Raw genomic sequence first — 22,447 nt, forward strand, 5'->3', positions numbered from 1 at the left:
GCTCAGACGAAGCCCGAACCGCGAATCACCACTCCAGTGTCTGACGAGGTCGCCGAGGTCCGGGTCGGGGCCGGACGTCGGTTCTTCAGCCCCTTTTTCGAACATCCGTACCCGTTTCGCCTGGCATGTAAGTGATTCGCGCTCTTTTTTACCCGCAACGCGCCGCCGATATAGACACCAAGCGCTGCCGGTGCGCGTTTACCTTTTGTCATCCTTAATGCCACGCACGAGGGTGGCATAGGGCAGGCGATGTGTTATTGTGCAGCGCACAACAAACGATCAACAAGCAAGTTCAGAGGAGACGGACATGAGCAACACCCCGAACTATGAAGTGCCTGCTGAAATGCGCGATTTTGCCGAAAAGAGCGTCGATCAGGCCCGCAAGGCTTTCGATTCGTTCATCGGTGCGGCCCGCCGCACCGCCGACACGGTTCATGGCTCGGCCGATACGGCCCGCACGAGCGCGCATGACGTCTCCGCTCGCGGCTTCGAGTTCGCCGAGCAGAACGTGAATGCCGCCTTCGACCTCGCCCAGAAGCTGGTTCGCTCGCGCGACCTGCAGGAGGCCATGCAGCATCAAGCCGAGTTCGTCCGCAGCCAGTTCGCTGCGATCCAGGCCCAGGCCAAGGAGTTCGGTGGCCTAGCGCAGAGCGCCATGCAGCAGGGTGCCGAGAAGGCCAAGGCCGCTATGCAGGAGACTGCCGAGAACACCCGCAAGGCGATGGAACAAGGTACGGAAGCCGCTCGCAAGGCCGGCGCCGATGCCGAGCAGGCCATTCGCAACGCAAATTCCTGATAGTTTCGAAATGCGACGGATCTGATCCGTCCGACGGTAGAGGCCCGCCCCGCCCGCACGGTGAGGCGGGCCTCGCTGTTTTTCGGAAGACGGGCTCGATGATCCGGCTCGATATTCGGTTGTTGACGGTCCCGGCCAAGCTGTCTTAGTCAAGTTTCGCCGCGCCGAGCGCGTGCCGTAAGCGTCTGACGTCAAGCAACGCATTTTCCGATCCGTCATCCGGTCGGTGTCAGTGCTGCCCCGGATTACGGTCCAGACGTCGGGTTATCATGAACCGCCTGCAATCGTTCCGTCTCCGCGGATGCCTGCCACAGAGCAGTCAGTGGCTCCTCATGCCTCTGGTGCTCTCCGTCCTGATGACGCTCGTCGTCTCGGCGATCGCCACCTACAAGACTTCGGGGGCCGACGCGGCTTTCCTCGACCATTGGCCGCCGGCCTGGGCTTTGTCCTGGGTGGTGGCGTTCCCGACGCTTCTCCTGGTCCTGCCCCTGGTCCGCCGGATCGTCGGGTTCCTGGTTAGATCAGCCTGACGCGCGCCCGCCTTGGCCTACGAACATCAGATGTCCGGAAGGACGATCCGGACCGAGCCAGAGAGGGCTAAGGCAGTTCTCAAACGAACCGGCACGGCATAAGAAACTCCCGCATCGCTCCCGAGGCCATGCCCTGTGCGGTGCGGGAGCCTTGCTCGAGAGGCTCGAGACTAAAGCTCAGGATCGACAGGCGGCGCAGATCGGGGGAATGGGGATCGATGACCATCAAGCCGGGTGATTACGTGGGGTCGGACGACAACGAGGCGACCATGACCGTCGTCGAGATCGTGGACGACAGGGCCCTGTGCCGCTGGTTCGTGGATGGCGACGTCGACGGCGACGAACTGGAAGCGTGGCTGCCGATCGCCTCCCTCACGGTTCTTTGAAAGGCGCGCGATCGCCGGTGCCGTAGTCCCGTCGGCGACGGCAGCGAACGACGTGCGACACGGCGCTTGCACCGCGGCGAGCGGTCTCCTAACCCTGGCGCCCCGCCCGGATTTCGGGCTCGTCGAAGAGGGCGATCCTCCATGCGACCTGGTTTTTCGCGCTCCGCCCAGCGTTTCGGCCTGTTGGCCCTCACTCTGGCTGGTGTGCTCTCCGCTGGCGCCGCCAGCGCGCAATACGATGACGAGGGCTATTACCGTCCGCCGCCGCGCCGTGATTACTACGACGATCGCGGCCCCCCGCCCCGCCGGGCCGTGGGCCTGAACTGCGATGCGGTTCAATCGGGCATCACCGGGCCGCAGCCTTATTCCTGTCCCCTGCCGGGGCCGCGTCCGCTCGGCGCGCGCTGCTTCTGCGACATGCCAATCGCGTCCTTCAGCGCACCTCAGACGGCAGTGGGGCGCGTCGTCCCGTAAGGGTCGAGCCGACGACGAAGAACGCCGCGCCATCCAGCGATGACGCGGCGTTGTATCTTGAGCCGGATGTCGTTCAGTTGAGGACGACGACCTTAGCGCCGACCTTCACACGCTCGTAGAGATCGGTGACGTCGTCGTTGGTCATGCGGATGCAGCCGGAGGAAACGGCCTGACCAATCGTGTCGGGCTCGTTCGAGCCGTGGATCCGGTACTCGGTGTTGCCGATATACATGGCACGTGCGCCGAGCGGGTTCTCAACACCACCGGCCATGTAGCGCGGCAGGTCGGGGCGACGAGCGATCATCGCGGCCGGGGGAGTCCACGACGGCCACTCGCGCTTGGCGGTGACGGTCTTGGTGCCCGACCAGGTGAAGCCCGGGCGGCCGACACCGACGCCGTAGCGGATGGCTTCGCCGTTCGGCAGGACGAAGTAGAGACGTCGCTCGGCGGTCGAGACGACGATGGTTCCCGGCTTGTATGCGCCGTTGAAGCCGACGATCTCGCGCGGGATCGGCGCGACCTGGGCCTGGGGAGCGGCCTGAGCGCCCTGGCCGACGGTGCCCTGATAGCCATAGGGATCGTAGGAGGGCTGAGCGTACTCGGTCTCGGGGTAGTAATCGTCGCCACCCGTTCCGAACGGATCGTAGGAGGAAGCGGCGAGGACGGGGGTGGAAGCGAGGATGCAAGCACCCATCATGCCTGCAAGAGCGGTCGCCAACGTCTTCATGGTCGGATGCCTTGGCTGTGCGGTAACCTTTGCTATACAAGCGTAAGCGTAGGGCGGTGGTTCCACCCCCCGATGCAGATTTCACATCTCGTTAACGTGAGCTTCCAAAATCAGTACACCTCGTCGGTATGCACGTCGAAGCGGGCGAGGTGCGAGTATCCGAAGTTGGTGGTGATCGCGACGTCGGTGGCGTCGCGACCCCGCGCCATGACGATGCGGCCGATGCGCGGCGTATTGTGGCGGGCGTCGAACGTGTACCAGCGCCCGTCGAGATAGACTTCGAACCAGGCCGAGAAATCCATCGGGTCGGGGACGGGCGGGATGCCGATATCGCCGAGATAGCCGGTGCAGTAGCGCGCGGGAATGTTCATGCAGCGGCAGAAGGCGACGGCGAGATGCGCGAAATCGCGGCACACGCCCTGCCTCTGCATGAAGCCGTCCCATGCGGTGCGCGTGGCGTCGGCGAGCATATAGTCGAAGCGGATGCGGTCATGGACGTAGTCGCAGATCGCCTGGACCCGTGACCAGCCCGGCATCGTTCCGCCGAACAACGACCACGCGGTCTCCGAGAGCTTGTCGGTGTCGCAGTAGCGGCTGCCGAGAAGGTAGACCAGCACGTCGCTCGGCAGGTTCTGAACATCGATCTGCTGTGCGTAGGGAGCGTATTCGTCCGGCATTCCCGTGTCATAGACAGTGAAGTCGGCCGAGATGTCGAGACGCCCCACCGGCGTGACGATGCGGGTGCAGATGTTGTCGTAGACGTCCCGGTATTCCTGGAAGGGGATGGGCGGATTGAAGCTGATGACGTGCGGCGTCATCACATCCGGCATGCGTGACGGGTGCACGCTCAGTTCGAGGATCATGGGCGTCGGCTGAACCGATTCGAAGGCGATGTCGAACCCAGTCCTGATCTTCATCGTAATGGCCCCATGTCTGTAAAAATCTGGTCTGAACCCGGTCGCCGTCCGGCGACAGGGGCGTGATCGTCGTCAACGCACGAGGATCGGATCCGGTGTGCGCTGCTCGACGGAACCCGGTTCGATTTCGTCGACCTCGACACTCACCGACATGCCGAGATCGTCCGCGGGAAACCCGAAGAAGGAGCCGTGCAACGGCACCGCCTGGCGCGGGTCGCGCGCGACGGCGACGCGGATGAGGTCGCGGTTGCCGACGATGCCGTTGGTGGGGTCGAACTCGATCCAGCCCGCGCCCGGCAGGTAGACCTGGACCCAGGCATGGGTCGAGCCGCCGCCCACATGGCGGTTGCGGTCCCCGCGCGGGTTGTAGAGGTACCCGGAGACGAAGCGGGCGGCCATTCCGAGAGCGCGCACGGCCTCGATCATCAGCACCGCGAAATCGCGGCAGCTTCCGCGCTTGAGGCGCAGGGTGGTGACGGGATCCTGAACGCCTTTTTCCGAGCGGGCGAGATAAGCGAAATTGCGTCGGACATGGCGCGTCATGTCGGCCAGCAATTCCTGCGTGCCGACGCGGCCGGCGGGCGGGACGAAGCTGCGCGCCCAGGCATCGACCTCGTTCTTCGGGTCGCGATGCTCGCGCTCGATGGAGCGGCTGAGATCGGGCATGTCGTCGGCGCCGTAGCCGAAGGGGTAGAAAGCCGCGTGCGGCGCGATGGGGAATTCCGGCGCCAGTTCAGGCGTATGGTCGAGGGTGATCGAGCAATCGAAAATGAGGGACGAGGCCCGCCCCTGAAAGGTGGCCACCGCGACGCAATTGCCGAACACGTCGTGAAGCCAGCGCAGGGACGAGGGCTCCGGCGTGATCTTCAACGTCGCTGCGAGCAGGCGCTGGTCGTAGCTGTCGCGAGGCCGGAACATGATTCGATGCTCGCCCAACCCGACGGGCTGGCGGTAGCGGTACGTGGTGATGTGTCGGACGGACAGTATCGGCACGTTGACGGGCTCCGCGGCACCGGTCGGTACCACTCTCTTGGATCGACGCAATGCAAGAGGTGCGCCCAACTCCGTGGCGGAGCAGGATTCCGCCGCCACGCCTGCGCAGCATTGTCCTGGATATCATCGCCGGGGCAATGGTCGGCGGGCCTGCTCGACAGGGATGTTTTTGGATGAAGGACCGTGCGGCCCGAGTCGATGTCTCGGTGCGCAGCCGTCCATCAGGGTACGGCCGGCGGAGGATTGCTCGTGGCGTGCTCGGCCTCCACCAGAACGTCCTGCGGTCGCCAGGGTTTAGGGATGAACACCACTCTCTCGGGCAACGCGTCCGGTCGCGGGGCGCGCCGGCCGGAGGTGACGACCATGCGGGCCGTGGGCCACAGCATGGCCACGGCCCGTGCGAGCTGCAGGCCGTCCATGACACCGGAGAGCTGGATATCGGCAAAGACGAGAGCGACGTCCCCACCCCGATCCCGCATCACGGCGAGCGCCTCTTCCGCCGAGCTGCAGCCGATCGTGTCGAGTTCGGTCTCATCGAGAAGGGCGACCGCCAGACCTTGCGTCGACGCGTCGTCTTCCACCACTAAAGCGAGGCGACCGGACTTGCGCACCGGTGCGGAGACGACGGGCTCCGGCTCGGCCGCAGCGTCCGGCGAAGGAACCTGACGAACGAGGGCCGCCAGATTTTCGGGGATGCCCTCGGCGATCAGGTCGTCATAGAAGGAAGCGAGCGCCTCGCCGATCTGATCCAGGGCGAGGCTGGGCGCGAGGGTATCGTGACCGGCGCGCTTGGCGGGAGCGGCCTTGAACGGTGTGGGGGACCGATCCTTCAACGGGCCTTTTGGATCGAGCACGTCATCCCTCCGACTTTCGTAATCCGCCCCCGCACGACCTGCGCGACTGCAAGCTCAACGTCGGGAGTTCGGCGTCAGTTGCCCAATGGACAACAAGAGGGGCCGGCATGCGGCGAACGCGGCCGTAAGGCGCGTGGTCCGTGCCGGCGACGGACAGCATGAAGATGGAAATCGGTCTCGCGCGCCTACTCGGCCGACGCGTCGGCATAGGCCATCACGCCCGAGAGCGAGCGGACATCGCGGTAGCGGGCGCCGCGGGTGCTCATCATGGTCTCGAACTTCTCGTGAACCTCGGCCACCGACAGGCTTGCGGCCTTGCGACGACCGCGCTGCGCCGCGAAGAAGATGGTGCGGTTGGCGCGTGCCGGGCCGGGCAGCATCTGTGCCGCGGCGGATTTCGGCTTGTCGACCACGCTGGCGAGGAATTCCTCGGCATCGTCCGGCCCGAGGAAGTGCGCGAGGTAGACCTCGCCGAGGGTGAGTTCGCGGCCGATGCGCAGGGAGATTCGCGCCGCGTCGCGCTTGAGCATCTCGCCCGCCATCAGGGCAGCGAGGTAGGGATCGCGCCGCAATTCGAGGATGCGGGTCCGCTCGGCGGCATCGGCGACGCTCGGCTTGCCATTGTCGCCGGAGACCACGAGGGCCGCTTCCTGCGTCAGCCCGTATTTCGGTCCGAAGTCGCGCACGACGCCGAGCCAGGTCCGCTCGATGAACTGGAACAGACCGGTGGCCGAGGAGGTCTTGGCCTGCACTTCGGTGATGAAGCTCGATTCCTTGTCGGCCACCGCCATCAGCAGGACAGGATCGGTCTGGACGGCCTGGGCCGCGCGGACGATCTTCTGCACGAGGTGGCGCCGGATCTTCATCGGCCCGAATTCGAGGATGTCGTTCGGGTCGCCGACGGCGCTCTCGGTGAGCAGATAATCGTAAGACACCCGGTCGACCGCATTGGAGCCGATCTCGGTGTCGAGGTCGTGGACGGCAGCGAATGCCGAGGACGCCGTGAGCACGGTGGGCGCCGCATCGAGGACCGCCGGTACAGACGATTGAATTCTGGGCTTGGGCATCGACGGCTCGGTCATCGCCTGAGCCGACTGCACCACGGCGCCAAAGCCGCTCGTGCCGGTGCCGTTGAGGACGACGGCGCTGAGGCCGCCGGCAACCAGCATCATCGCGATAACGGAGCGCGTGAGTGCGGGGCGGCTGCCATGGTCGCGGCCGACGCGATTCTTGAGGGTCAGAGCATCGGACGATGTCGCGACGTCACCGCCAGCGCCGAAGCGGCGCGAGGGAGGGGAAATTCGTGATGATCCGACCTTCTGAACCCGCATCTGATCGACTCGTCTCCGTGTGGTGGCGCACATCGGCATTTACGAGGACAGTTGTGGCGACAAAACGGCTAGGCTTGTGCTCATCCCGTGGCGTCGATGGCCGCTTTGAGGCAGCTTGGCCGTAAGTCGAGGCAACGGCCGCGCTATCGCGCGCTCGATCGGACCCGCTCCGTGTCCATCGGACACTTACGGCATCGCCGATTCCAGTCTTTCGATGGAGGGATGGCGTCTCGGCCGTCGGACCTCATGGAAGTCCGTGACGCGAACCCGTGCCCGATGCCTTGCTGGGCGTCTTCATACGCGCCCGGAAGGTCGAATGGTACCACTGCCCCGGCTCGAACGGGGGACCTCTTGATCCACAATCAAGCGCTCTAACCAACTGAGCTACAGCGGCACTCGGGCTGCGATGTATCCCGAGGCCGCGGGCATTTCAAGCGCCTGCGGCGCAGGGAATGCAGAATGGGGAAAACTCATTGTCGCGCGCAGTCGGGCTCACACCGGAAACCGGTCGACGCCTCCGGCCTTTGCCCCCTAAGGTGGCGGCTGTTTCCCACCCCTTTCGTCTCACTCTTTCCCATCGGTCGATGAAGCCAAGAAGCGTGCCGCGCCGTGGATTTCCCGCCGGCCAGATGCTGGTTCACGTGCCCGGCCGATTGCGCGCCCTGGTGCGCGGCAGCGAGTTCGGCCTCGTGATCCTGGCCGCCTGCGTTGGAACCATCGCCGGGATCGCCGTCTCGGCCATGAGCCTCACGACTCAGGGCCTGCGGGAAATCCTCTATCGCCTGCCGCACGGCGCGCGCCTCAGCGCATCGACGGATGTGGATCCGCTCCTCATCCTGTTCGGCCCGGCCATCGGCGGCTTGGCTATCGGCTTCATCGCTTTCGGGCTCGCGCGCTGGCGCGGCGGCCCGCAACGGCCCATCGTCGATCCCATCGAGGCCAATGCCCTGCATGGGGGGCGGCTCTCGGTGAAGGGGTCCGTCGCCGTGGCGGCCCAGAACGTGATCTCGAACGGCAGCGGTGCCTCGGTCGGCCTCGAGGCCGGCTTCACCCAGATCTGCGCCAGCCTCGCCTCCCGTCTCGGCGTCGCCTTCGAGATGCGCCGCTCCGATCTACGGACCCTGGTTGGCTGCGGGTCGGCCGCTGCCATCGCCGCCGCCTTCGGCGCGCCGCTCACGGGGGCGTTCTATGCGTTCGAACTCATCATCGGCACCTACTCCATTGCCACACTGACACCGGTCGTGGTGGCGGCCCTGTGCGGCAGCCTCGTGGCCAAGGCGCTGGTGACGCAAAGCCCCCTCGTCAGCGCCAATGGGTTCGAGGCCCTGACGACCCGGGCGATTACGGGAATCGACACCCTGCCGAGCCTCGCCCTCGGTCTTGCCTGCGCCGGGCTCGGCATCCTGATCATGCGCGGCGTCACCCTGGTGGAGCAGGGGGTGCGGGCGACCGGTCTGCCGTCCTTCCTCGCGCCGGCCCTCGGCGGTCTCTGCGTCGGCGCCCTGGCTCTCGCGGTCTCGCCGCAGATTCTCTCCGGCGGTCATGGCGCGCTCCATCTCCACCTCGATGTCGACATGCCCGCCATGGGGATCGGTGCCCTGGCGCTGCTGTTCGTGGCCAAAGCTTCGGCCTCGGCGATCTCCATCGGATCTGGCTTTCGCGGCGGGCTGTTCTTCGCTTCCCTCTTTCTCGGCGCCCTTGCGGGGAAACTCTTCGCCGCGTTGGTGGCGGAGACGATCCCCGGCCTGTCAGGCCTTCACGGATTGTCCGGTCTGGAGAGCCTCACAATGTTCGGCCTCACGCCGCTCGCCTATGCGGTGATCGGCATGAGCGCGCTTGCGGTGGCCGTCATCGGCGGCCCGCTGACGATGACGTTCCTCGCCCTCGAACTCACCGGCAGCTTTCCCATAACCGGCCTCGTCCTCGTGGCCGTGATCGCCTCGTCGATGACCGTGCGAAAGACCTTCGGCTATTCCTTCGCCACCTGGCGCTTTCACCTTCGCGGCGAAAGCATCCGCAGCGCGCACGATATCGGCTGGATCCGGTCGCTCACCGTGGGGGCGCTCATGCGCCGCGAGGTCGAAACCACACCGGTCGACATGACGCTGCGGGATTTCCTGAAAGCCCATCCCCTCGGCTCGCCCTCGCGCGTGGTGCTGGTCGACGGGGAAGGGCGCTATGCGGGGATCGTGCTGGTGCCCGAGGCCCATGCCCTAGCTACCGCCGATGGCGAGGCCGCTCTCGCCGAGGCCATGCGTTATGCCGACGTGTTCCTCACTGCCGACATGAACGCCAAGCAGGCGGCCTCTGCCTTCGATGGTGCCGAGAGCGAGGCGTTGGCGGTGGTGGACGATCCGGCCTCGCGCCGGGTGGTTGGCCTGCTCACCGAGAGCCACACGCTGAAGCGCTACAGCGAGGAACTCGACCGGCAGAGGCGGGCGATCATGGGCGAGGCCGGATAAGCGCTGGACGCTTCGCGATCTTCCGTGCCGGACCCGGGAGTTGGTTCCGCCATCGCCCCATCCGCCCGGGAGGGGGCGGATGGGATTGGTCGTGTCAGGCCGGCAGCACCCGGCGCGACTTGCGCATCAGCGCCTCTTCTACGGTGCCGTCGCCGTCGAGATAGCCGTGGCGCTTGGGGTTCGGCATGATCAGCGAGCCGATGAAGGCAATGGCGAGCATCGCCGTGACGTACCAGAAGAAGCTGCTCTCAGAGCCGATCTGCTTCAGATACAGGGCCACCATTTCCGCCGTGCCGCCGAAGATGGAGTTCGCCACCGCGTAGGAGAGGCCGACGCCGAGCGCGCGGACCTGGGTCGGGAACAGTTCGGCTTTCACGATGCCGCTGATGCCGGTGTAGAAACTGATCACCGTGAGGCCGATCATGATCAGGCCGAACGAGAGGTATGGGTTGGTCGTGGCGCCGATGGCGGTCATCAGCGGCACCACCATCAGCGTGCCGAGCCCGCTATAGAGCAGCATATTGGTCTTGCGGCCGATCCGGTCCGACAACCAGCCGAAGAAGGGCTGGATCACCATGTAGACGAGAAGCGCCGCCGTGGAGATCTGCGAGGCGGTGATCTTGTCGATATGCGCCGTGTTGAAGAGATACTTCGGCATGTAGGTGGTGAAGGTGTAGAAGCTCAGGGAGCCGCCGGCGGTGTAGGCGAGCACCACGCAGAACGCCCGCCAATGCTTGAAGAGGGCGGCGAAGGTGCCGGATTCCTTCGAGGCCATGTCCTCTTTCGTGGCGGTTTCCGCGAGCGACGAGCGCAGGAACAGGGCGACCACAGCCGCCATCGCGCCGATCAAGAACGGGATGCGCCAGCCCCAGGCGGTGAGTTGCTGGGCGGTGAGGACGCTCTGCAGGATGATCAGCACCAGCGAGGCGAGGAGCTGGCCGCCGATCAGGGTGACGTACTGGAACGAGGCGAAGAACCCGCGCTGACCCTTCAGGGCGACCTCGCTCATGTAGGTCGCGCTGGTGCCGTACTCGCCGCCCACGGACAGGCCCTGGATCATGCGCGCGAGCAGCAGCAGGGCGGGAGCCCAGTGCCCGACGCTGGCATAGGTCGGCAACACGGCGATCATCAGCGATCCGCCGCACATCATCAGCACCGAGATCATCATCGAGGTTTTGCGGCCGAGACGGTCGGCGATGCGGCCGAACAACCAGCCGCCGATGGGGCGCATGAAGAACCCCACGGCGAACACGGCCGCGGATTTCAGGAGCTGGCTGGTATCGTCACCCTCTGGGAAGAAAACCGGCGCGAAGTAGAGGGCGAAGAAGGCGTAGCAATAAAAATCGAACCACTCGACCAGGTTGCCCGACGACGAGCCGACGATGGCGAAGATGCGGCGACGGCGATCTTCCGGATCGTCGGGCCGCGAAGGATCGATCGCGATAGCGTCGGACATGTGGACTCCCAGACTTCGAGCAGGACCTTCGGAGTAGGTCTCTTGGGCGGCGACGTTAAGCACCGGTCCACGATTCACAAGGGCTTAAGCGCGGCTTTTCTACAGCGCGCTTGAAATGTCAGCCGTTCTTCGCGCCGGGGCGGTTTGCTGTTCAGAGCCAAAGGATAGGCGAGCGCGCCCGTCCAATGAAAGGCGCATCATTCAAGCTTGAGCGTGCTTGAGCGTAGCGGTCTCCATGATGAGAGGCGTCATGTTACAAAAAATGAGGAACGGTTTTGCCGGTCTTTCTGTTTCGGCTTCGCATCGGCGCCTGTCGGCGTCTGAGTTCCACATGAGAATGGACTGATCGATATGAGCAAGCTCTTGCGGAGTACGATGACGGCTGCCGTTCTGGTCGTCGGTGCGGCGACTGCTTTCGCCCAAGGTGGGCCTGGAGCCGGCGGTGGAGGCGGTGCGGGCGGCGGCGCGGCAGGAGCCGGGGCGCCGGGTGGTGGCGGCGCGGGTGGTGCGGGATCGGCCGGTGGCGCCGGAATGCGTGGCGGCGGTGGCGCCGGAGCGGAACGTGGTGGAGCGGCAGGCGGTTCGGAGCGTGGCGGTTCCCCGGGGGAACGTGGCGGTCCGGCGGGCGAGCGTGGCGGATCTGCCGGGATGGAACGGGGCGGTGGCGACCGGAATGGCCGCATGGAGCAGGGTGAACGTCCGGGCGCCGGCGGAAGAACAGATGCAGGCCGGCCCGATCGTGACGGCAAGGCCGATCGCGATGGTAAGCCTGAACGCGATGACAAGCCGGACCGGGGCGAGCGCATGGAGCGAGGCGGCAAGGCCGATCGCGACATGAAGGACGGCAAGGCGGACCGTGGCGAGCGGATGGATCGCGAGAGGGGTGATCGCGGTGACAGGGGCGGGCGTGGAGATCGTGGCGGACGAGGCGACAGTGGCGCCGTGCGCGGAGCCTATGGCCGGCTTGGTGCTCCGCAGCGGACGGAGTTTCGCCAGAACGTGCTGCGTCGCGGCATTCCACGCCTCGCCGCCGGTGCCTTCGCCCTGACGGTGGGGACCGCCATTGCTCGCAATTACACCCTTTACGACCTCCCGCCGGATATCGTTCGGATCGTGCCGGAATACGAAGACTACCGCTACGTCCTCGTCGATGATGACATCGTCATCGTCGATCCCGATACCTACGAAATCGTGGACGTCATTCGCGGCTGATCTCGGATCGGCGGTTTCCCCGAGAGGGGAGCCGCCGCAGGGCGAAGCATCTTCCTTTGTCGTCCGTAGCCGCGATGCCGGCCATAGCGATACTGGTGCTCAACAGCCGCGACGTGATGATGCGAAAGTAAGTCCAGAGGCTCCGGATCGGTTGTCATTGCCGATCCGGAGTTTCTACGTTTAAGCTTTTCCACCGATCTGTCGCTCTCTGCGAAAGGCTCATCCTCCGCCGGCATCGGCATGCGATCCTGTTTTGTCGCCTTCATCTCTCGGTTCGTGGTTTCCGCCGCCGACACCGCTTGGTCGTTCGGGCCTTCGGCGCGTCACAGGTTCTCAAAGGCAGAAACGGGTGTGCCTTCGCGCGGCCCACTCGGCTCGGGCGAGCCGGCCCTCACGGTGCCTGGTTTCGCTCAGCGGCCGCCTCGATCCAGCATCCGCGAGACCACCCTGGCGGTGTAATCCACCATCGGAACGATCCGTGCGTAGTTGAGCCTGGTCGGACCGATCACGCCGACGACACCGACGATCTTCTGCGAACCGTCCCGGAACGGCGCCGCGATCATCGATGAGCCCGAGAGCGAGAACAGCTTGTTCTCCGAGCCGATGAAGATGCGGACGCCCTCGCCGCCCTCGGCGCGGGAGAGGAGTTCGATGACGTCCTTCTGCGTCTCGAGATCGTTGAACAGCAGGCGGATCCGTTCGAGATCCTCCACCGCGCGCAGGTCGTCGAGCAGGTTCGCCTGGCCGCGTACGATCAGTTGGCGTGCCTCTGACGGCCCGACCGTGGTGGCGAGACCGGCATCGACCAGCCGCTCGGTGATGACGTCGAGTTCGCGCTTCATCGCCTCGCGGCCAGCCTCGATTTCCGCTCTCAAGCCTCCGAGGGTCCGCCCCTGCAAGCGGGCATTGAGGTAGTTCGAGGCCTCCTGCAGGGCGCCCGCCGGAAGGCCGGGCGGCAGGTCGAGGAGGCGGTTCTCCACCGAGCCGTCATCGGAGACGAGGACGACGAGTGCGCGGGCGGGATCGAGCCGTACGAACTCGATGTGCTTGAGATGGACGTTGCTCTTGGTCGTGACGACCACGCCCGCCCCCCGCGAAATGCCCGACAGCATCGACGAGGCCTCGGCGAGGGCGCTTTCGAAGGTGTGGCCCGACGCGGCGGCGCGCATCTGCGCCTCGATCCGCTCCTGCTCCTCGCGGCCGACATCGCCGATCTCCAACATGGCGTCGACGAAGAAGCGCAGGCCGAGTTCCGTCGGCAGGCGCCCGGCGGAGGTGTGGGGCGCGAAGATGAGCCCGGAATGCTCCAGATCCGCCATGACGTTTCGGATCGAGGCCGGGGACAAGGCCATCGGCAGGATCCGCGCGAGGTTGCGTGACCCCACCGGTTCGCCGGTCGTGAGATAGCTCTCGACGATCTGCCGGAAGATCTCGCGTGTCCGCTCGTTCAGGGCCGAGAGGGCCTGAAGTTGCTGCGACGAGGAATAGGGATGCGCGCGTTCGGTCACTGGGTGTTTCCTGACCGCCGATTGTGTCCGGCCCGGAGCCCGGGCACAACCTTTACCGGTGAGGCATAGCCGCCCTGTGGTCTGCTAATCCGTTTGCCGCCCGAACGGAACGGCCTTTGCGTTGCGTCGCCGCCCTCGCGAGCCTGCTCGCCGTGGCCGGCGGGTCTGGTTGACGGACCCGCCGCTCCCGTCCGTTCGGAGGAACACGCCGCCGTGCCCGACCTCGACACCGTCGTCAAAGAGATCGCCGAGGAGATGGCGGACAGGCCGGACCGGGGGGAGGTCGCCACATACATACCGGAACTCGCCCGGGTCGATCCGAAGGCGTTCGGTCTCGTCGTCATCGATGCGGACGGTCACGTGGCGGCGGGAGGCGACAGCGACACGCCGTTCTCGATCCAGAGCATCTCGAAGGTTTTCACCCTCACCCTGGCACTCGGCATGGCCGGCGACCGTCTCTGGCGCCGGGTGGGACGCGAGCCCTCGGGCAGCCCCTTCAACTCCATCGTCCAGCTGGAGCGCGAGCGCGGCATTCCGCGCAATCCCTTCATCAATGCCGGTGCCATCGCGGTCACCGACGTGATCCTGTCGGGCCATCAGCCGAGGGAGGCCCTGGGCGAGATCCTGCGTTTCATGCAGTTCCTGGCGCAGGATCCCACGATCATCATCGACGAGGCGGTGGCGGCCTCGGAGCTGCGCACGGGCTTTCGCAACATCGCGCTCGCCAACTACATGAAATCCTTCGGCGTTCTCGACAATCCGGTGGATTTTACCCTCGGCGTCTATTTTCACCACTGCGCCATCGCCATGTCATGTCGGCAGCTCGCCAACGCCACCCGTTTCCTGGCGCATTCCGGGCGCAACCCGCTGACCGGTTATTCCGTGGTCTCGGCTGAGCGAGCCCGGCGTATCAATGCGGTGATGCTCACCTGCGGTCACTACGACGGCTCGGGTGAGTTCGCGTATCGGGTCGGCCTGCCGGGCAAGAGCGGAGTCGGCGGCGGGATCATCGCCGTGGCACCGGAAAAGGCTTCGATCGCGGTCTGGTCGCCGGGCCTCGACGCATCCGGCAATTCCCATCTTGGCCGGATCGCCCTCGAACAGCTGACCAAGCGCCTCGGCTGGTCGATCTTCGGCGCTTGATCGCGCTCGCCCGGGCGCCTTTCCGGTCCTCAGCCCTCCGGCGCGTCCGCGGCCTTTCTATTCAACACAGCGAGGTAGTCCCGCAGGAGCCCCACGCGTTTCGGCCGGAAGCTCGCGCCCGCGAGTTCGGCAGCGGCGATCCGGTCCACTCTGAACATCCGGTGCGCCTCGCGCAGACAGCACCAAGTGAGGACCACCAGCTTGCGGTCGAGATAGACGATCGCAAGCGGCCAGATCGTCCGTTCCGTGATCCGCGCCTCACCGTCCGCGTAGCGGATCGTCACCGCCTCTTCGCGCCAGCACCCTTCGCGGATCACCGCCGTGGCGGGGGAGGGGGCGAAGCGCTCCTCGGAGCGCCGGACCTTCGAGACCGCGTGGAGCAGGTGCTGTTGGCCGGTATCGGGGAGGGTCGCCGCCACCTTGGCGAGCACTGCGGCGGCGGCCCTCGCCAGCGCCGGATCCCCCATGTGCCGGACCTCGGACAAGCCGAGCACCAGTGCTTCGATCTCGATTCGATCGAAGATCTGCGGCGGCAGAGCCCCGTCCTCGATCAGTCGGTAGCCGTAGCCGCGCTCACCCTCGATATGGGCGCCGGCTGCGCGAAGGCTATCGATGTCGCGGTAGAGCGAGCGGAGGGAGACGCCCGTCTCCTCCGCCAGCCGGGCCGCCGTCACCGGCGCAGGCAGCATGCGCAGAGCCTGAAGCAGTCGGAAGAGGCGGTCCGTGCGAGCCAAAGTTCAACTGACGCAGAGTGGCAGTAGCGCTCGTCTATAAGCATCGGTGTCGACCCCGCCAACACGAGTACTTCGATGCTGACCCTCGTTCATTCGCCCAAAAGCCGCTCGACCCGCATCATCGCGCTGCTGCACGAACTCGGCGCCCTCGACGACGTGTCGGTGGAAATCGTCGCCATCGCGCGCCAGGACGGCTCCGGCCAGTGCGATCCCAGCAATCCCCATCCCGAGGGAAAGGTGCCGCTCCTCGTTCATGACGGCGTGACGATCTGGGAGAGCAGCGCGATCATGCTCTACCTCGCCGACCTCTTCCCGAAGGCTGGCCTGACTATCCCGCTGGGTCATCCGCAGCGGGGGGCCTATCTCAGCTGGTACGCGTGGTATTCGGGTGTGGTCGAGCCGGTCATGCTGCTGGAAGCGGTCGGGCTCACGCATCCCGCCATCGCTTCGACTTTTCGCGGGAGTGTGGAGGTGCGACAGCGGCTCGCTGCAGCACTCGCCAAGGGGCCCTATCTCTTCGGCGAGCGCTTCACGGCGGCGGACCTACTGCTTCACTCGCCTTATGCCTGGTTCGGCAAACCGGGCGATCCGGTCCTCGATGCGTGGGTCGAGCGCTGCATGGCCCGTCCTGGGGCGGCTTTCGCCACGGAGTTCGACCTCCTGCACCCACTGAAATGAGCGGTCTCAGCAGGCCATCTCATTCTCCGCATCGGTGAAGCGCGGCGGTTCTGATCTGATGCTTCGACTATCATCAGCGCAGCGTCGATATCGGGCATCGTGCCTAAAAAGACGTCATTTGGCTCATGAAGCAGTCATGGAGAACGAAAATTGCCACGGCGCCGAGGAGCGCCGTGGCGGATGTCGTGTCAGGCTGCTGCCTTCGCTTCCTCGGAAGTCGGAACCGAGGCGACGGTCTTCAGGATCTGCGAAGCGATCTGGTAGGGGTCCCCCTGGCTGTTGGGACGGCGGTCTTCCAGATAGCCCTTGTACTCATTGTTGACGAAGCTATGCGGCACGCGGATCGAGGCGCCGCGATCGGCGATGCCGTAGCTGAACTGGTCGATCGCCGCAGTCTCGTGCTTGCCGGTCAGACGCATGTGGTTGTCCGGGCCGTAGACGGCGATGTGGTCGTCCAGGTTCTCCTTGAACGCTGCCATGAGCGCCTCGAAATAGGCTTTGCCGCCTACCGTGCGGAGATGCTCCGTCGAGAAGTTGGCGTGCATGCCCGAGCCGTTCCAATCGGTCGCACCGAGTGGCTTGCAATGGTATTCGATGTCGATCTCGTACTTCTCGCACAGGCGCTGCAGGATGTAGCGGGCGACCCACATCTCGTCGGCGGCCTTCTTGGAGCCCTTGCCGAAGATCTGGAACTCCCACTGGCCCTTTGCCACCTCGGCGTTGATGCCCTCGTGGTTGATGCCCGCGTCCAGGCACAGGTCCAGGTGCTCTTCGACGATCTTGCGTGCGATCGAGCCGACTTCCTTGTAGCCGACGCCGCAGTAATACGGGCCCTGGGGGGCCGGGTAGCCGCTGGCGGGGAAGCCGAGCGGACGACCGTCCTTGTAGAAGAAATACTCCTGCTCGAAGCCGAACCAGGCGCCGTCGTCGTCGAGGATCGTGGCGCGCTTGTTGGAGGCATGCGGCGTCACGCCGTCCGGCATCATCACTTCGCACATCACCAGCACGCCGTTCTTGCGTGTGCTGTCGGGGAAGTGGCGCACGGGCTTGAGCATGCAGTCGGAGCTGCCGCCCTCGGCCTGCATCGTCGAGCTGCCGTCGAAGCCCCAAAGCGGAAGCTGCTCGAGGGTCGGGAAGCCGTCGAATTCCTTGATCTGGGTCTTGCCACGCAGGTTCGGCACCGGCGTGTATCCGTCGAGCCATAGATACTCGAGCTTATATTTCGTCATTTCGAGCCTCTCGTCCCTCAAGCGATCCGACGGCCGGGTCTCCCCCTCACATCGTTCGCGGCCGTTCGTAGCCGGAATCGCCGCTAGCATAACGTGTGCCAGCCATGGTCGTGGGGCCAGGCGCCATCGACGGCGGGATCCAGCCGCAACGAGGCGGACGCTTCACTCGCAGGGATAGAGAATCCTTAGCGCGGGAATGTTTCTGCCTACCGAATAAGCGCCCCTAAATGGGCATCCAGGAAGTGCTCGAGCGAATGCTCATATTCTGTTCGCCGTCAGTGCCTTGCCCATTTGCTTAGCAAGCGACGACGCAGCGTGGTCGTGTGGCTAGGAAAATCGTCTGATGGAAGCGCGCCTTCTGCTTAATCCCGAAACAAAAAATATAAATTCGGAGCAGCGCATGCTGCCTTTCCAGGCGAGCGCGCGTTCCATCGCATCCGCACCAATACGGTCGGCGATACGAGTAACTCACGGAACGGAGTCCGTCCTGATGAAGAACCCAACCCTGTCCGCCATGGCGAAGACCCTCGCCATCGTGGTCGCCCTGGTGGGCGCGATGATCCTCGGTACTCCGCGCGGCGCCCAAGCCGCACCGATGGCGGTGTCCAGCGAAGTCGCCGGCTCGGTCAACGTGGCCGCCACGCAGGTCCAGTACGGTGGTGGTCACTGGCGCCATCACGGCCGGCATCATCGCCGTCACTTCGGTCACCATCGCGGTCGCCACTTCGGCCATCACTACGGCCGTCGATTCGGCCACCACCACCATCACCGCCGTTTCGGTCATCATCATCGTCGCCACTACCGCTACTGAGCCGTGAGTTGGGGGCGCGTCCCCGTCGGCGCGCTCCTCTCCATTCTGGCCGCGCTTGCCGGTGGACAAACCGGGGCCTAAGAGCCCGGACGATCAATCCGGAACTCGACCAAGGAGAGTGCCCATGCGGCCCTCGAAGCGCGCGAACGACGAACTGCGCACCGTCACCCTGGAGCGCGCCGTCGCCCGCTATGCCGAGGGTTCCTGCCTCGTCACCTTCGGCCAGACGAAAGTGCTCTGCACGGCCTCCCTCGAGGAACGCGGCCCGCCATGGCTGCGCGGCTCGGGCAAGGGCTGGGTCACCGCCGAGTATTCCATGCTCCCCCGAGCCACCCACGAGCGCACTCGCCGCGAGGTGAATTCCGGCAAGCCCTCCGGGCGGACGCAGGAGATTCAGCGGCTGATCGGCCGCTCGCTCCGTGCCGTCACCAATCTTCCCGCCATCGGCGAGCGACAGATCACCGTGGATTGCGATGTGATTCAGGCGGATGGCGGTACCCGCACCGCTGCGATTACCGGAGCCTGGATTGCCCTGCACGATTGTTTCACCTGGATGCGCGGGCGCTCCATCATCTCGGTCGACCCCCTGCGCGAGCATGTCGCCGCGATTTCCTGCGGCATCTACAAGGGTACCCCGGTGCTCGATCTCGAATACGCGGAGGATTCCGCCGCCGAGACCGATGCGAATTTCGTCATGACCGGCTCCGGCGGCCTCGTGGAGGTGCAGGGCACCGCCGAGGGCAAGCCCTTTTCGGAGGCCGAACTCATCGAATTGCTGCGGCTGGCCCGTGGCGGAGTCGAGCAGCTCGTTTCCCTTCAGAAGCAGGCAATCGCATGAGCGAGCCGCGCATTCTCACAGGGCGGGTCGTCATCGCCACCCACAATCCCGGCAAGCTCGTGGAGATGCGCGAGCTGCTGGCGCCGTTCGGCGTGGAGGCCGTCTCGGCGGGCGAACTCGGTCTGCCCGAGCCCGATGAGACCGGTACAATGTTCTCCGAGAATGCGGCGATCAAGGCCATCGCCGCAGCCCAGGCCTCGGGCTTGCCCGCTTTCGCCGACGATTCCGGCCTCTGCGTCAATGCCCTCGACGGTGCACCCGGCCTGTTCTCCGCCCGCTGGGCTGGTCCGAACAAGGACTTCTCCGGCGCCATGGCCCGCATTGCGGCCGAACTCGACAAGCGTGGCGCCGCGACCCGCCGAGCTCACTTCGTCTCTGCCCTCGTCATCGCCTGGCCGGATGGCCATACCGAAACGTTCGAGGGTCGGGTGTTCGGCGATCTCGTGGAGCCGCGCGGCTCACAGGGCTTCGGCTACGACCCGATGTTCTTGCCGGACGGCTACGATCGCACCTTCGGCGAGATCTCCTCGGAGGAGAAGCATGGCGTCGACTGGCAGAGCGGGAACGCCCTGTCGCACCGCGCCCGCGCGTTCGTGCTTCTGGCTGCGAGCTGCCTGCGTCGGCCCGGCTGAACGGGCGGGCGAGCTTCTTTACGCCTCACCTCGGCCGCATGCGGAGGTGAGGCGGTAGACGTGGATCGTCCCGGCACCATTGCCAAAATCCCCAGCCGCGCGCACATCCGCCCGATGACCGATCGTTCAGGCCCGGACCACCCGACCCGCGATGCCGGGTTCGGCGTCTATGTCCATTGGCCCTTCTGTGCCTCGAAGTGCCCCTATTGCGACTTCAACAGCCATGTCCGTCACGCGCCGGTGGATGAAGTCCGCTTTCTCGCGGCGTTCCGGGCCGAGATCGCCCATGTGGCGGCGCGAGTTCCGGGCCGCACCGTGTCGAGCATCTTCCTGGGGGGCGGCACCCCGTCACTGATGCAGCCGAGCACCGTCGCGGGGTTGCTTGAGGCCATCGACGATGCCTGGGGCGCGGCGCCCGATATCGAGGTGACGCTGGAAGCGAACCCGACCAGCGTCGAGGCCGGCCGTTTTCGCGGTTATCGGGCCGCCGGCGTGAACCGCGTTTCCCTCGGGGTCCAGGCCATGGACGACGCCTCCCTGAAGGCCCTCGGGCGGCTCCACACGGCTGCAGAGGCGATGGCGGCGGTTGAGATGGCCGCCGCGCATTTCGAGCGCTACTCCTTCGATCTCATCTATGCGCGGCCGAACCAGAGCGCGGTCGCCTGGCGTGCCGAGCTGAGGGAGGCCATCGCCAGGGCGGCCGAGCACCTGTCGCTCTATCAACTGACCATCGAGCCAGGGACGCCGTTCTTCGGCCTTCACGCCGCCGGCAAGCTCGTCCCACCGGACAACGACATGGCGAGAGCGCTCTACGACGTGACGCAGGAGGTCTGTGACGCGGCCGGGCTCTCCTCCTACGAGATTTCCAACCATTCCCGCCCCGGCGCGCAATCGCGGCACAACCTCCTGTACTGGCGTTATGGCGAATATGCCGGCATCGGTCCCGGCGCGCATGGCCGGCTGGTGACCGGCGAAGGGCGGATCGGTACGGTCACCGAACGCGCGCCGGAAGCCTGGCTCGCCCGGGTCGAGCGCGACGGCCACGGCATCGTCGAGACCGAAACTCTCTCGGCCGCCGACCAGGGCGACGAGTTCCTCATGATGGGCCTGCGTCTCAGGGAAGGGGTCGATCCGGCCCGCTATGCAATGCTGAAGGGTCGCCAACTCGATCCGGTCCGTATCCAGGCCCTGATCGGTGACGGGCTCGTCGCCCGTCTGGATGGAGGCCGTATCGCCGCGACCCCCCGCGGTGCGCCGGTTCTGAACGCGGTGGTGGCGGAACTCGCTGCCTGATGCTGCGCCGCGCCCTGCCGCTCATGACCTATTGCAGCGGCGATCCCGGTGAGACCTACCCGATCACCCTCGGTAGGGCCTTCCTCTGCCACACCTGATGCGCAAACCGCATCATGTGCCGGAGGGGCCTAGCGTGCGCGGGGCCGGGCTGACGATGGTTGGTGCGCCGCTACGGATCTCGTAGATCGCCAGCGCCCTGTCGCTCACCCCCTCCGGCCGGAATCGGAAGGTGCCGTCGATCCCAGAGAAGCCTGCCTGCGTCGTGAGGGTGACGTCGGCGAAGCGCTGCGATCCGTATTGCCGTGTCAGCGCCGCCATGAGCGAGACGGCGTCGTAGGCTAACGTCGCCACGCGTGGCGGCACGGAGCCGAAACGCGCCTGATAACGCTGCGAGAAACCGTTGAACCCATTGGCATCCGCTGCTGCGAACCAGCCGCCCTGCAGGGCGGGGACGGCAAAGACGCGTGGATCGTTCCACACCGCCGTGCCAATGGGTTTGACCCGGCCGGGAGAAAACCCCGCCTTGGTGAGCGCGGGTGCGACGACGGCCAAGCCCTCCGGGCTTTCCGGCAGGAACAGGGCATCGGCCTGGGCGCCGGGACCGTTGATCAGGCCGGCGAGGCGCGAGATCGCGGGGGCGGGCGCGCCCGGCGCGTAGCGCTCGATTCCCACCAGGCGGGCGCCCTTCCTCGCCACCGCCTCGCGGAACTGCGCCTCCACGGCATTACCGTAGCTGCTCTCGGGGATCAGCGCGGCGAAGGAGCGGCGGCCGGCTGCGACCGCCTCGTCGACCACGCGGTCCACCTCGGCCTGCGGCAGGAAGCTGAGGAGGTAGACGCTGCGCGCCGCGACGCTCGCATCGGTGGAAAAGGCGATGATCGGCTTGCCGGCCCCACGCGTGACCCCCGCCGCCGCCTGGACATTGGCCGCGAAAAGCGGTCCGAGCACCAGCTCGGCGCCCTCGGCGAGGGCGGCCTGGGCCGCTTCGCGCGCGCCATCCGGCGAGCCGCGGTCATCCTTCACCAGAATCTGCAGGTCGGGTTTCTGGAAATCCTCCACGGCGAGTTCTGCGGCATTGCGCAGAGCCGCGCCGACTGCCGAACCCGGACCGGACAAGGGCAGGATGAGAGCGATCTTCACCGACCCGGTGCCGATCTTCGTTGCACCCAATGACGTCGCCTGCGGATCGCCCGCGGCGGCCATATCCGGGTTAGGCGCGGCTTTCGTGGCGCGCGGGCCGCCATCGGGACCGCCGATGCAGCCGCCAAGCCCCCCGACGAGCATGAGGATCGCCGCGGCCCTTGCCCAACCGACCGTGGCGGGACCGTGGCCCCTTGCAAGGCTTTTCCCCATTGCACGGTACTCCCCGTCGCTCATCTGCATCGCCCGCCCGATCCGTGCACGGTTAAAGCCTGGACGACAAAAGTAAATGTGCCGACACCC

23 protein-coding genes and 1 tRNA gene are annotated in these 22,447 nt (G+C 65.9%); 13 read left to right on the forward strand and 11 right to left on the reverse strand.

The genetic code is table 11. The features are described 5' to 3' along the window. The first annotated feature begins 307 nt into the window (after window positions 1–307). From ASF34_RS13575 to ASF34_RS13585, 4 genes are all read left to right on the forward strand, one after another. Complete coding sequence (locus ASF34_RS13575) at window positions 308–796, forward strand: phasin (RefSeq protein WP_026176167.1); 489 nt, start codon at window positions 308–310, stop codon at window positions 794–796. Window positions 797–1,065: 269 nt separating this feature from the next. Continuing rightward, complete coding sequence (locus ASF34_RS13580; protein WP_056161650.1) at window positions 1,066–1,326, forward strand: DUF2798 domain-containing protein; 261 nt, start codon at window positions 1,066–1,068, stop codon at window positions 1,324–1,326. A 218-nt stretch (window positions 1,327–1,544) separates the two neighbouring features. Next, complete coding sequence (locus tag ASF34_RS23145) at window positions 1,545–1,712, forward strand: hypothetical protein (protein ID WP_018045140.1); 168 nt, start codon at window positions 1,545–1,547, stop codon at window positions 1,710–1,712. A gap of 141 nt (window positions 1,713–1,853) precedes the next feature. Next, on the forward strand, window positions 1,854–2,186 hold the full coding sequence (locus ASF34_RS13585; RefSeq protein ID WP_018045139.1) for a hypothetical protein: 333 nt from the start codon (window positions 1,854–1,856) through the stop codon (window positions 2,184–2,186). Window positions 2,187–2,259: 73 nt separating this feature from the next. On the opposite strand, the gene ASF34_RS13590 is transcribed toward ASF34_RS13585, so the two are convergent. From ASF34_RS13590 to ASF34_RS13615, 6 genes are all read right to left on the reverse strand, one after another. Continuing rightward, the gene (locus tag ASF34_RS13590) at window positions 2,260–2,913 is read right to left on the reverse strand and encodes a L,D-transpeptidase (RefSeq protein ID WP_056161651.1); all 654 of its coding nucleotides are present in this window, start codon (window positions 2,911–2,913) and stop codon (window positions 2,260–2,262) included. A gap of 110 nt (window positions 2,914–3,023) precedes the next feature. After that, complete coding sequence (locus ASF34_RS13595; protein WP_018045137.1) at window positions 3,024–3,830, reverse strand: transglutaminase-like domain-containing protein; 807 nt, start codon at window positions 3,828–3,830, stop codon at window positions 3,024–3,026. Window positions 3,831–3,902: 72 nt separating this feature from the next. Beyond that, window positions 3,903–4,823 (reverse strand): transglutaminase family protein, encoded by a 921-nt coding sequence (locus ASF34_RS13600; protein ID WP_051074427.1) that lies wholly within the window; start codon window positions 4,821–4,823, stop codon window positions 3,903–3,905. 221 nt (window positions 4,824–5,044) lie between these two features. Continuing rightward, window positions 5,045–5,656: a response regulator gene (locus ASF34_RS13605; RefSeq protein WP_018045135.1), complete on the reverse strand. Its 612-nt coding sequence runs from the start codon at window positions 5,654–5,656 to the stop codon at window positions 5,045–5,047. A 206-nt stretch (window positions 5,657–5,862) separates the two neighbouring features. Next, window positions 5,863–7,008, reverse strand: a complete 1,146-nt coding sequence (locus ASF34_RS13610; protein ID WP_018045134.1) for a transglycosylase SLT domain-containing protein — start codon at window positions 7,006–7,008, stop codon at window positions 5,863–5,865. A gap of 317 nt (window positions 7,009–7,325) precedes the next feature. Beyond that, window positions 7,326–7,402, reverse strand: a tRNA-His gene (locus ASF34_RS13615). 235 nt (window positions 7,403–7,637) lie between these two features. Here ASF34_RS13615 and ASF34_RS13620 point away from each other — a divergent pair. Then, window positions 7,638–9,470, forward strand: a complete 1,833-nt coding sequence (locus tag ASF34_RS13620) for a chloride channel protein (protein ID WP_056161653.1) — start codon at window positions 7,638–7,640, stop codon at window positions 9,468–9,470. Window positions 9,471–9,564: 94 nt separating this feature from the next. On the opposite strand, the gene ASF34_RS13625 is transcribed toward ASF34_RS13620, so the two are convergent. Then, a complete protein-coding gene (locus tag ASF34_RS13625) occupies window positions 9,565–10,926 on the reverse strand; it encodes an MFS family transporter (protein WP_056161654.1) in 1,362 nt (453 codons plus the stop codon). Between the two features lie 400 nt (window positions 10,927–11,326). On the opposite strand from ASF34_RS13625, the gene ASF34_RS23690 reads away from it, so the two are divergent. Beyond that, on the forward strand, window positions 11,327–11,764 hold the full coding sequence (locus ASF34_RS23690; RefSeq protein WP_338011533.1) for a hypothetical protein: 438 nt from the start codon (window positions 11,327–11,329) through the stop codon (window positions 11,762–11,764). Next, the gene (locus tag ASF34_RS23695) at window positions 11,761–12,138 is read left to right on the forward strand and encodes a DUF1236 domain-containing protein (RefSeq protein ID WP_338011534.1); all 378 of its coding nucleotides are present in this window, start codon (window positions 11,761–11,763) and stop codon (window positions 12,136–12,138) included. The genes ASF34_RS23690 and ASF34_RS23695 overlap by 4 nt, the downstream gene beginning before the upstream one ends. 410 nt (window positions 12,139–12,548) lie before the next feature. On the opposite strand, the gene hrcA is transcribed toward ASF34_RS23695, so the two are convergent. Next, window positions 12,549–13,646 carry a heat-inducible transcriptional repressor HrcA gene (gene hrcA / locus ASF34_RS13635; protein ID WP_056140363.1) on the reverse strand — a complete coding sequence of 366 codons (1,098 nt, stop codon included), beginning with the start codon at window positions 13,644–13,646 and terminating at the stop codon, window positions 12,549–12,551. 213 nt (window positions 13,647–13,859) lie between these two features. Between hrcA and ASF34_RS13640 the strand changes: the two genes are divergently transcribed. Continuing rightward, complete coding sequence (locus tag ASF34_RS13640; protein WP_056161658.1) at window positions 13,860–14,789, forward strand: glutaminase; 930 nt, start codon at window positions 13,860–13,862, stop codon at window positions 14,787–14,789. 29 nt (window positions 14,790–14,818) lie between these two features. On the opposite strand, the gene ASF34_RS13645 is transcribed toward ASF34_RS13640, so the two are convergent. Next, window positions 14,819–15,523, reverse strand: a complete 705-nt coding sequence (locus tag ASF34_RS13645; RefSeq protein WP_056161659.1) for a helix-turn-helix transcriptional regulator — start codon at window positions 15,521–15,523, stop codon at window positions 14,819–14,821. Window positions 15,524–15,598: 75 nt separating this feature from the next. On the opposite strand from ASF34_RS13645, the gene ASF34_RS13650 reads away from it, so the two are divergent. After that, a complete protein-coding gene (locus tag ASF34_RS13650) occupies window positions 15,599–16,201 on the forward strand; it encodes a glutathione S-transferase family protein (protein ID WP_056161662.1) in 603 nt (200 codons plus the stop codon). A 188-nt stretch (window positions 16,202–16,389) separates the two neighbouring features. Here the strand turns inward: ASF34_RS13650 and ASF34_RS13655 are convergent, their stop codons facing one another. Further along, window positions 16,390–17,430: a glutamine synthetase beta-grasp domain-containing protein gene (locus ASF34_RS13655; protein ID WP_018045125.1), complete on the reverse strand. Its 1,041-nt coding sequence runs from the start codon at window positions 17,428–17,430 to the stop codon at window positions 16,390–16,392. A 490-nt stretch (window positions 17,431–17,920) separates the two neighbouring features. On the opposite strand from ASF34_RS13655, the gene ASF34_RS22340 reads away from it, so the two are divergent. The 4 genes from ASF34_RS22340 (at window position 17,921) to hemW (ending at window position 21,004) form a co-directional block, all read left to right on the forward strand. Next, complete coding sequence (locus ASF34_RS22340; RefSeq protein WP_056140371.1) at window positions 17,921–18,241, forward strand: hypothetical protein; 321 nt, start codon at window positions 17,921–17,923, stop codon at window positions 18,239–18,241. 124 nt (window positions 18,242–18,365) lie between these two features. Further along, a complete protein-coding gene (gene rph, locus ASF34_RS13660; RefSeq protein ID WP_018045122.1) occupies window positions 18,366–19,079 on the forward strand; it encodes a ribonuclease PH in 714 nt (237 codons plus the stop codon). Continuing rightward, window positions 19,076–19,711, forward strand: a complete 636-nt coding sequence (gene rdgB / locus ASF34_RS13665) for an RdgB/HAM1 family non-canonical purine NTP pyrophosphatase (RefSeq protein WP_056161663.1) — start codon at window positions 19,076–19,078, stop codon at window positions 19,709–19,711. Before rph ends, rdgB begins: the two co-directional genes overlap by 4 nt. Window positions 19,712–19,825: 114 nt before the next feature. Then, on the forward strand, window positions 19,826–21,004 hold the full coding sequence (gene hemW / locus ASF34_RS13670; protein WP_056162068.1) for a radical SAM family heme chaperone HemW: 1,179 nt from the start codon (window positions 19,826–19,828) through the stop codon (window positions 21,002–21,004). 111 nt (window positions 21,005–21,115) lie between these two features. Here the strand turns inward: hemW and ASF34_RS13675 are convergent, their stop codons facing one another. After that, a complete protein-coding gene (locus ASF34_RS13675) occupies window positions 21,116–22,288 on the reverse strand; it encodes a penicillin-binding protein activator (protein WP_200913282.1) in 1,173 nt (390 codons plus the stop codon). Window positions 22,289–22,447 lie beyond the last annotated feature (159 nt).

This window comes from Methylobacterium sp. Leaf106, from assembly GCF_001422895.1.
Classification (GTDB): Bacteria; Pseudomonadota; Alphaproteobacteria; order Rhizobiales; family Beijerinckiaceae; genus Methylobacterium; species Methylobacterium bullatum.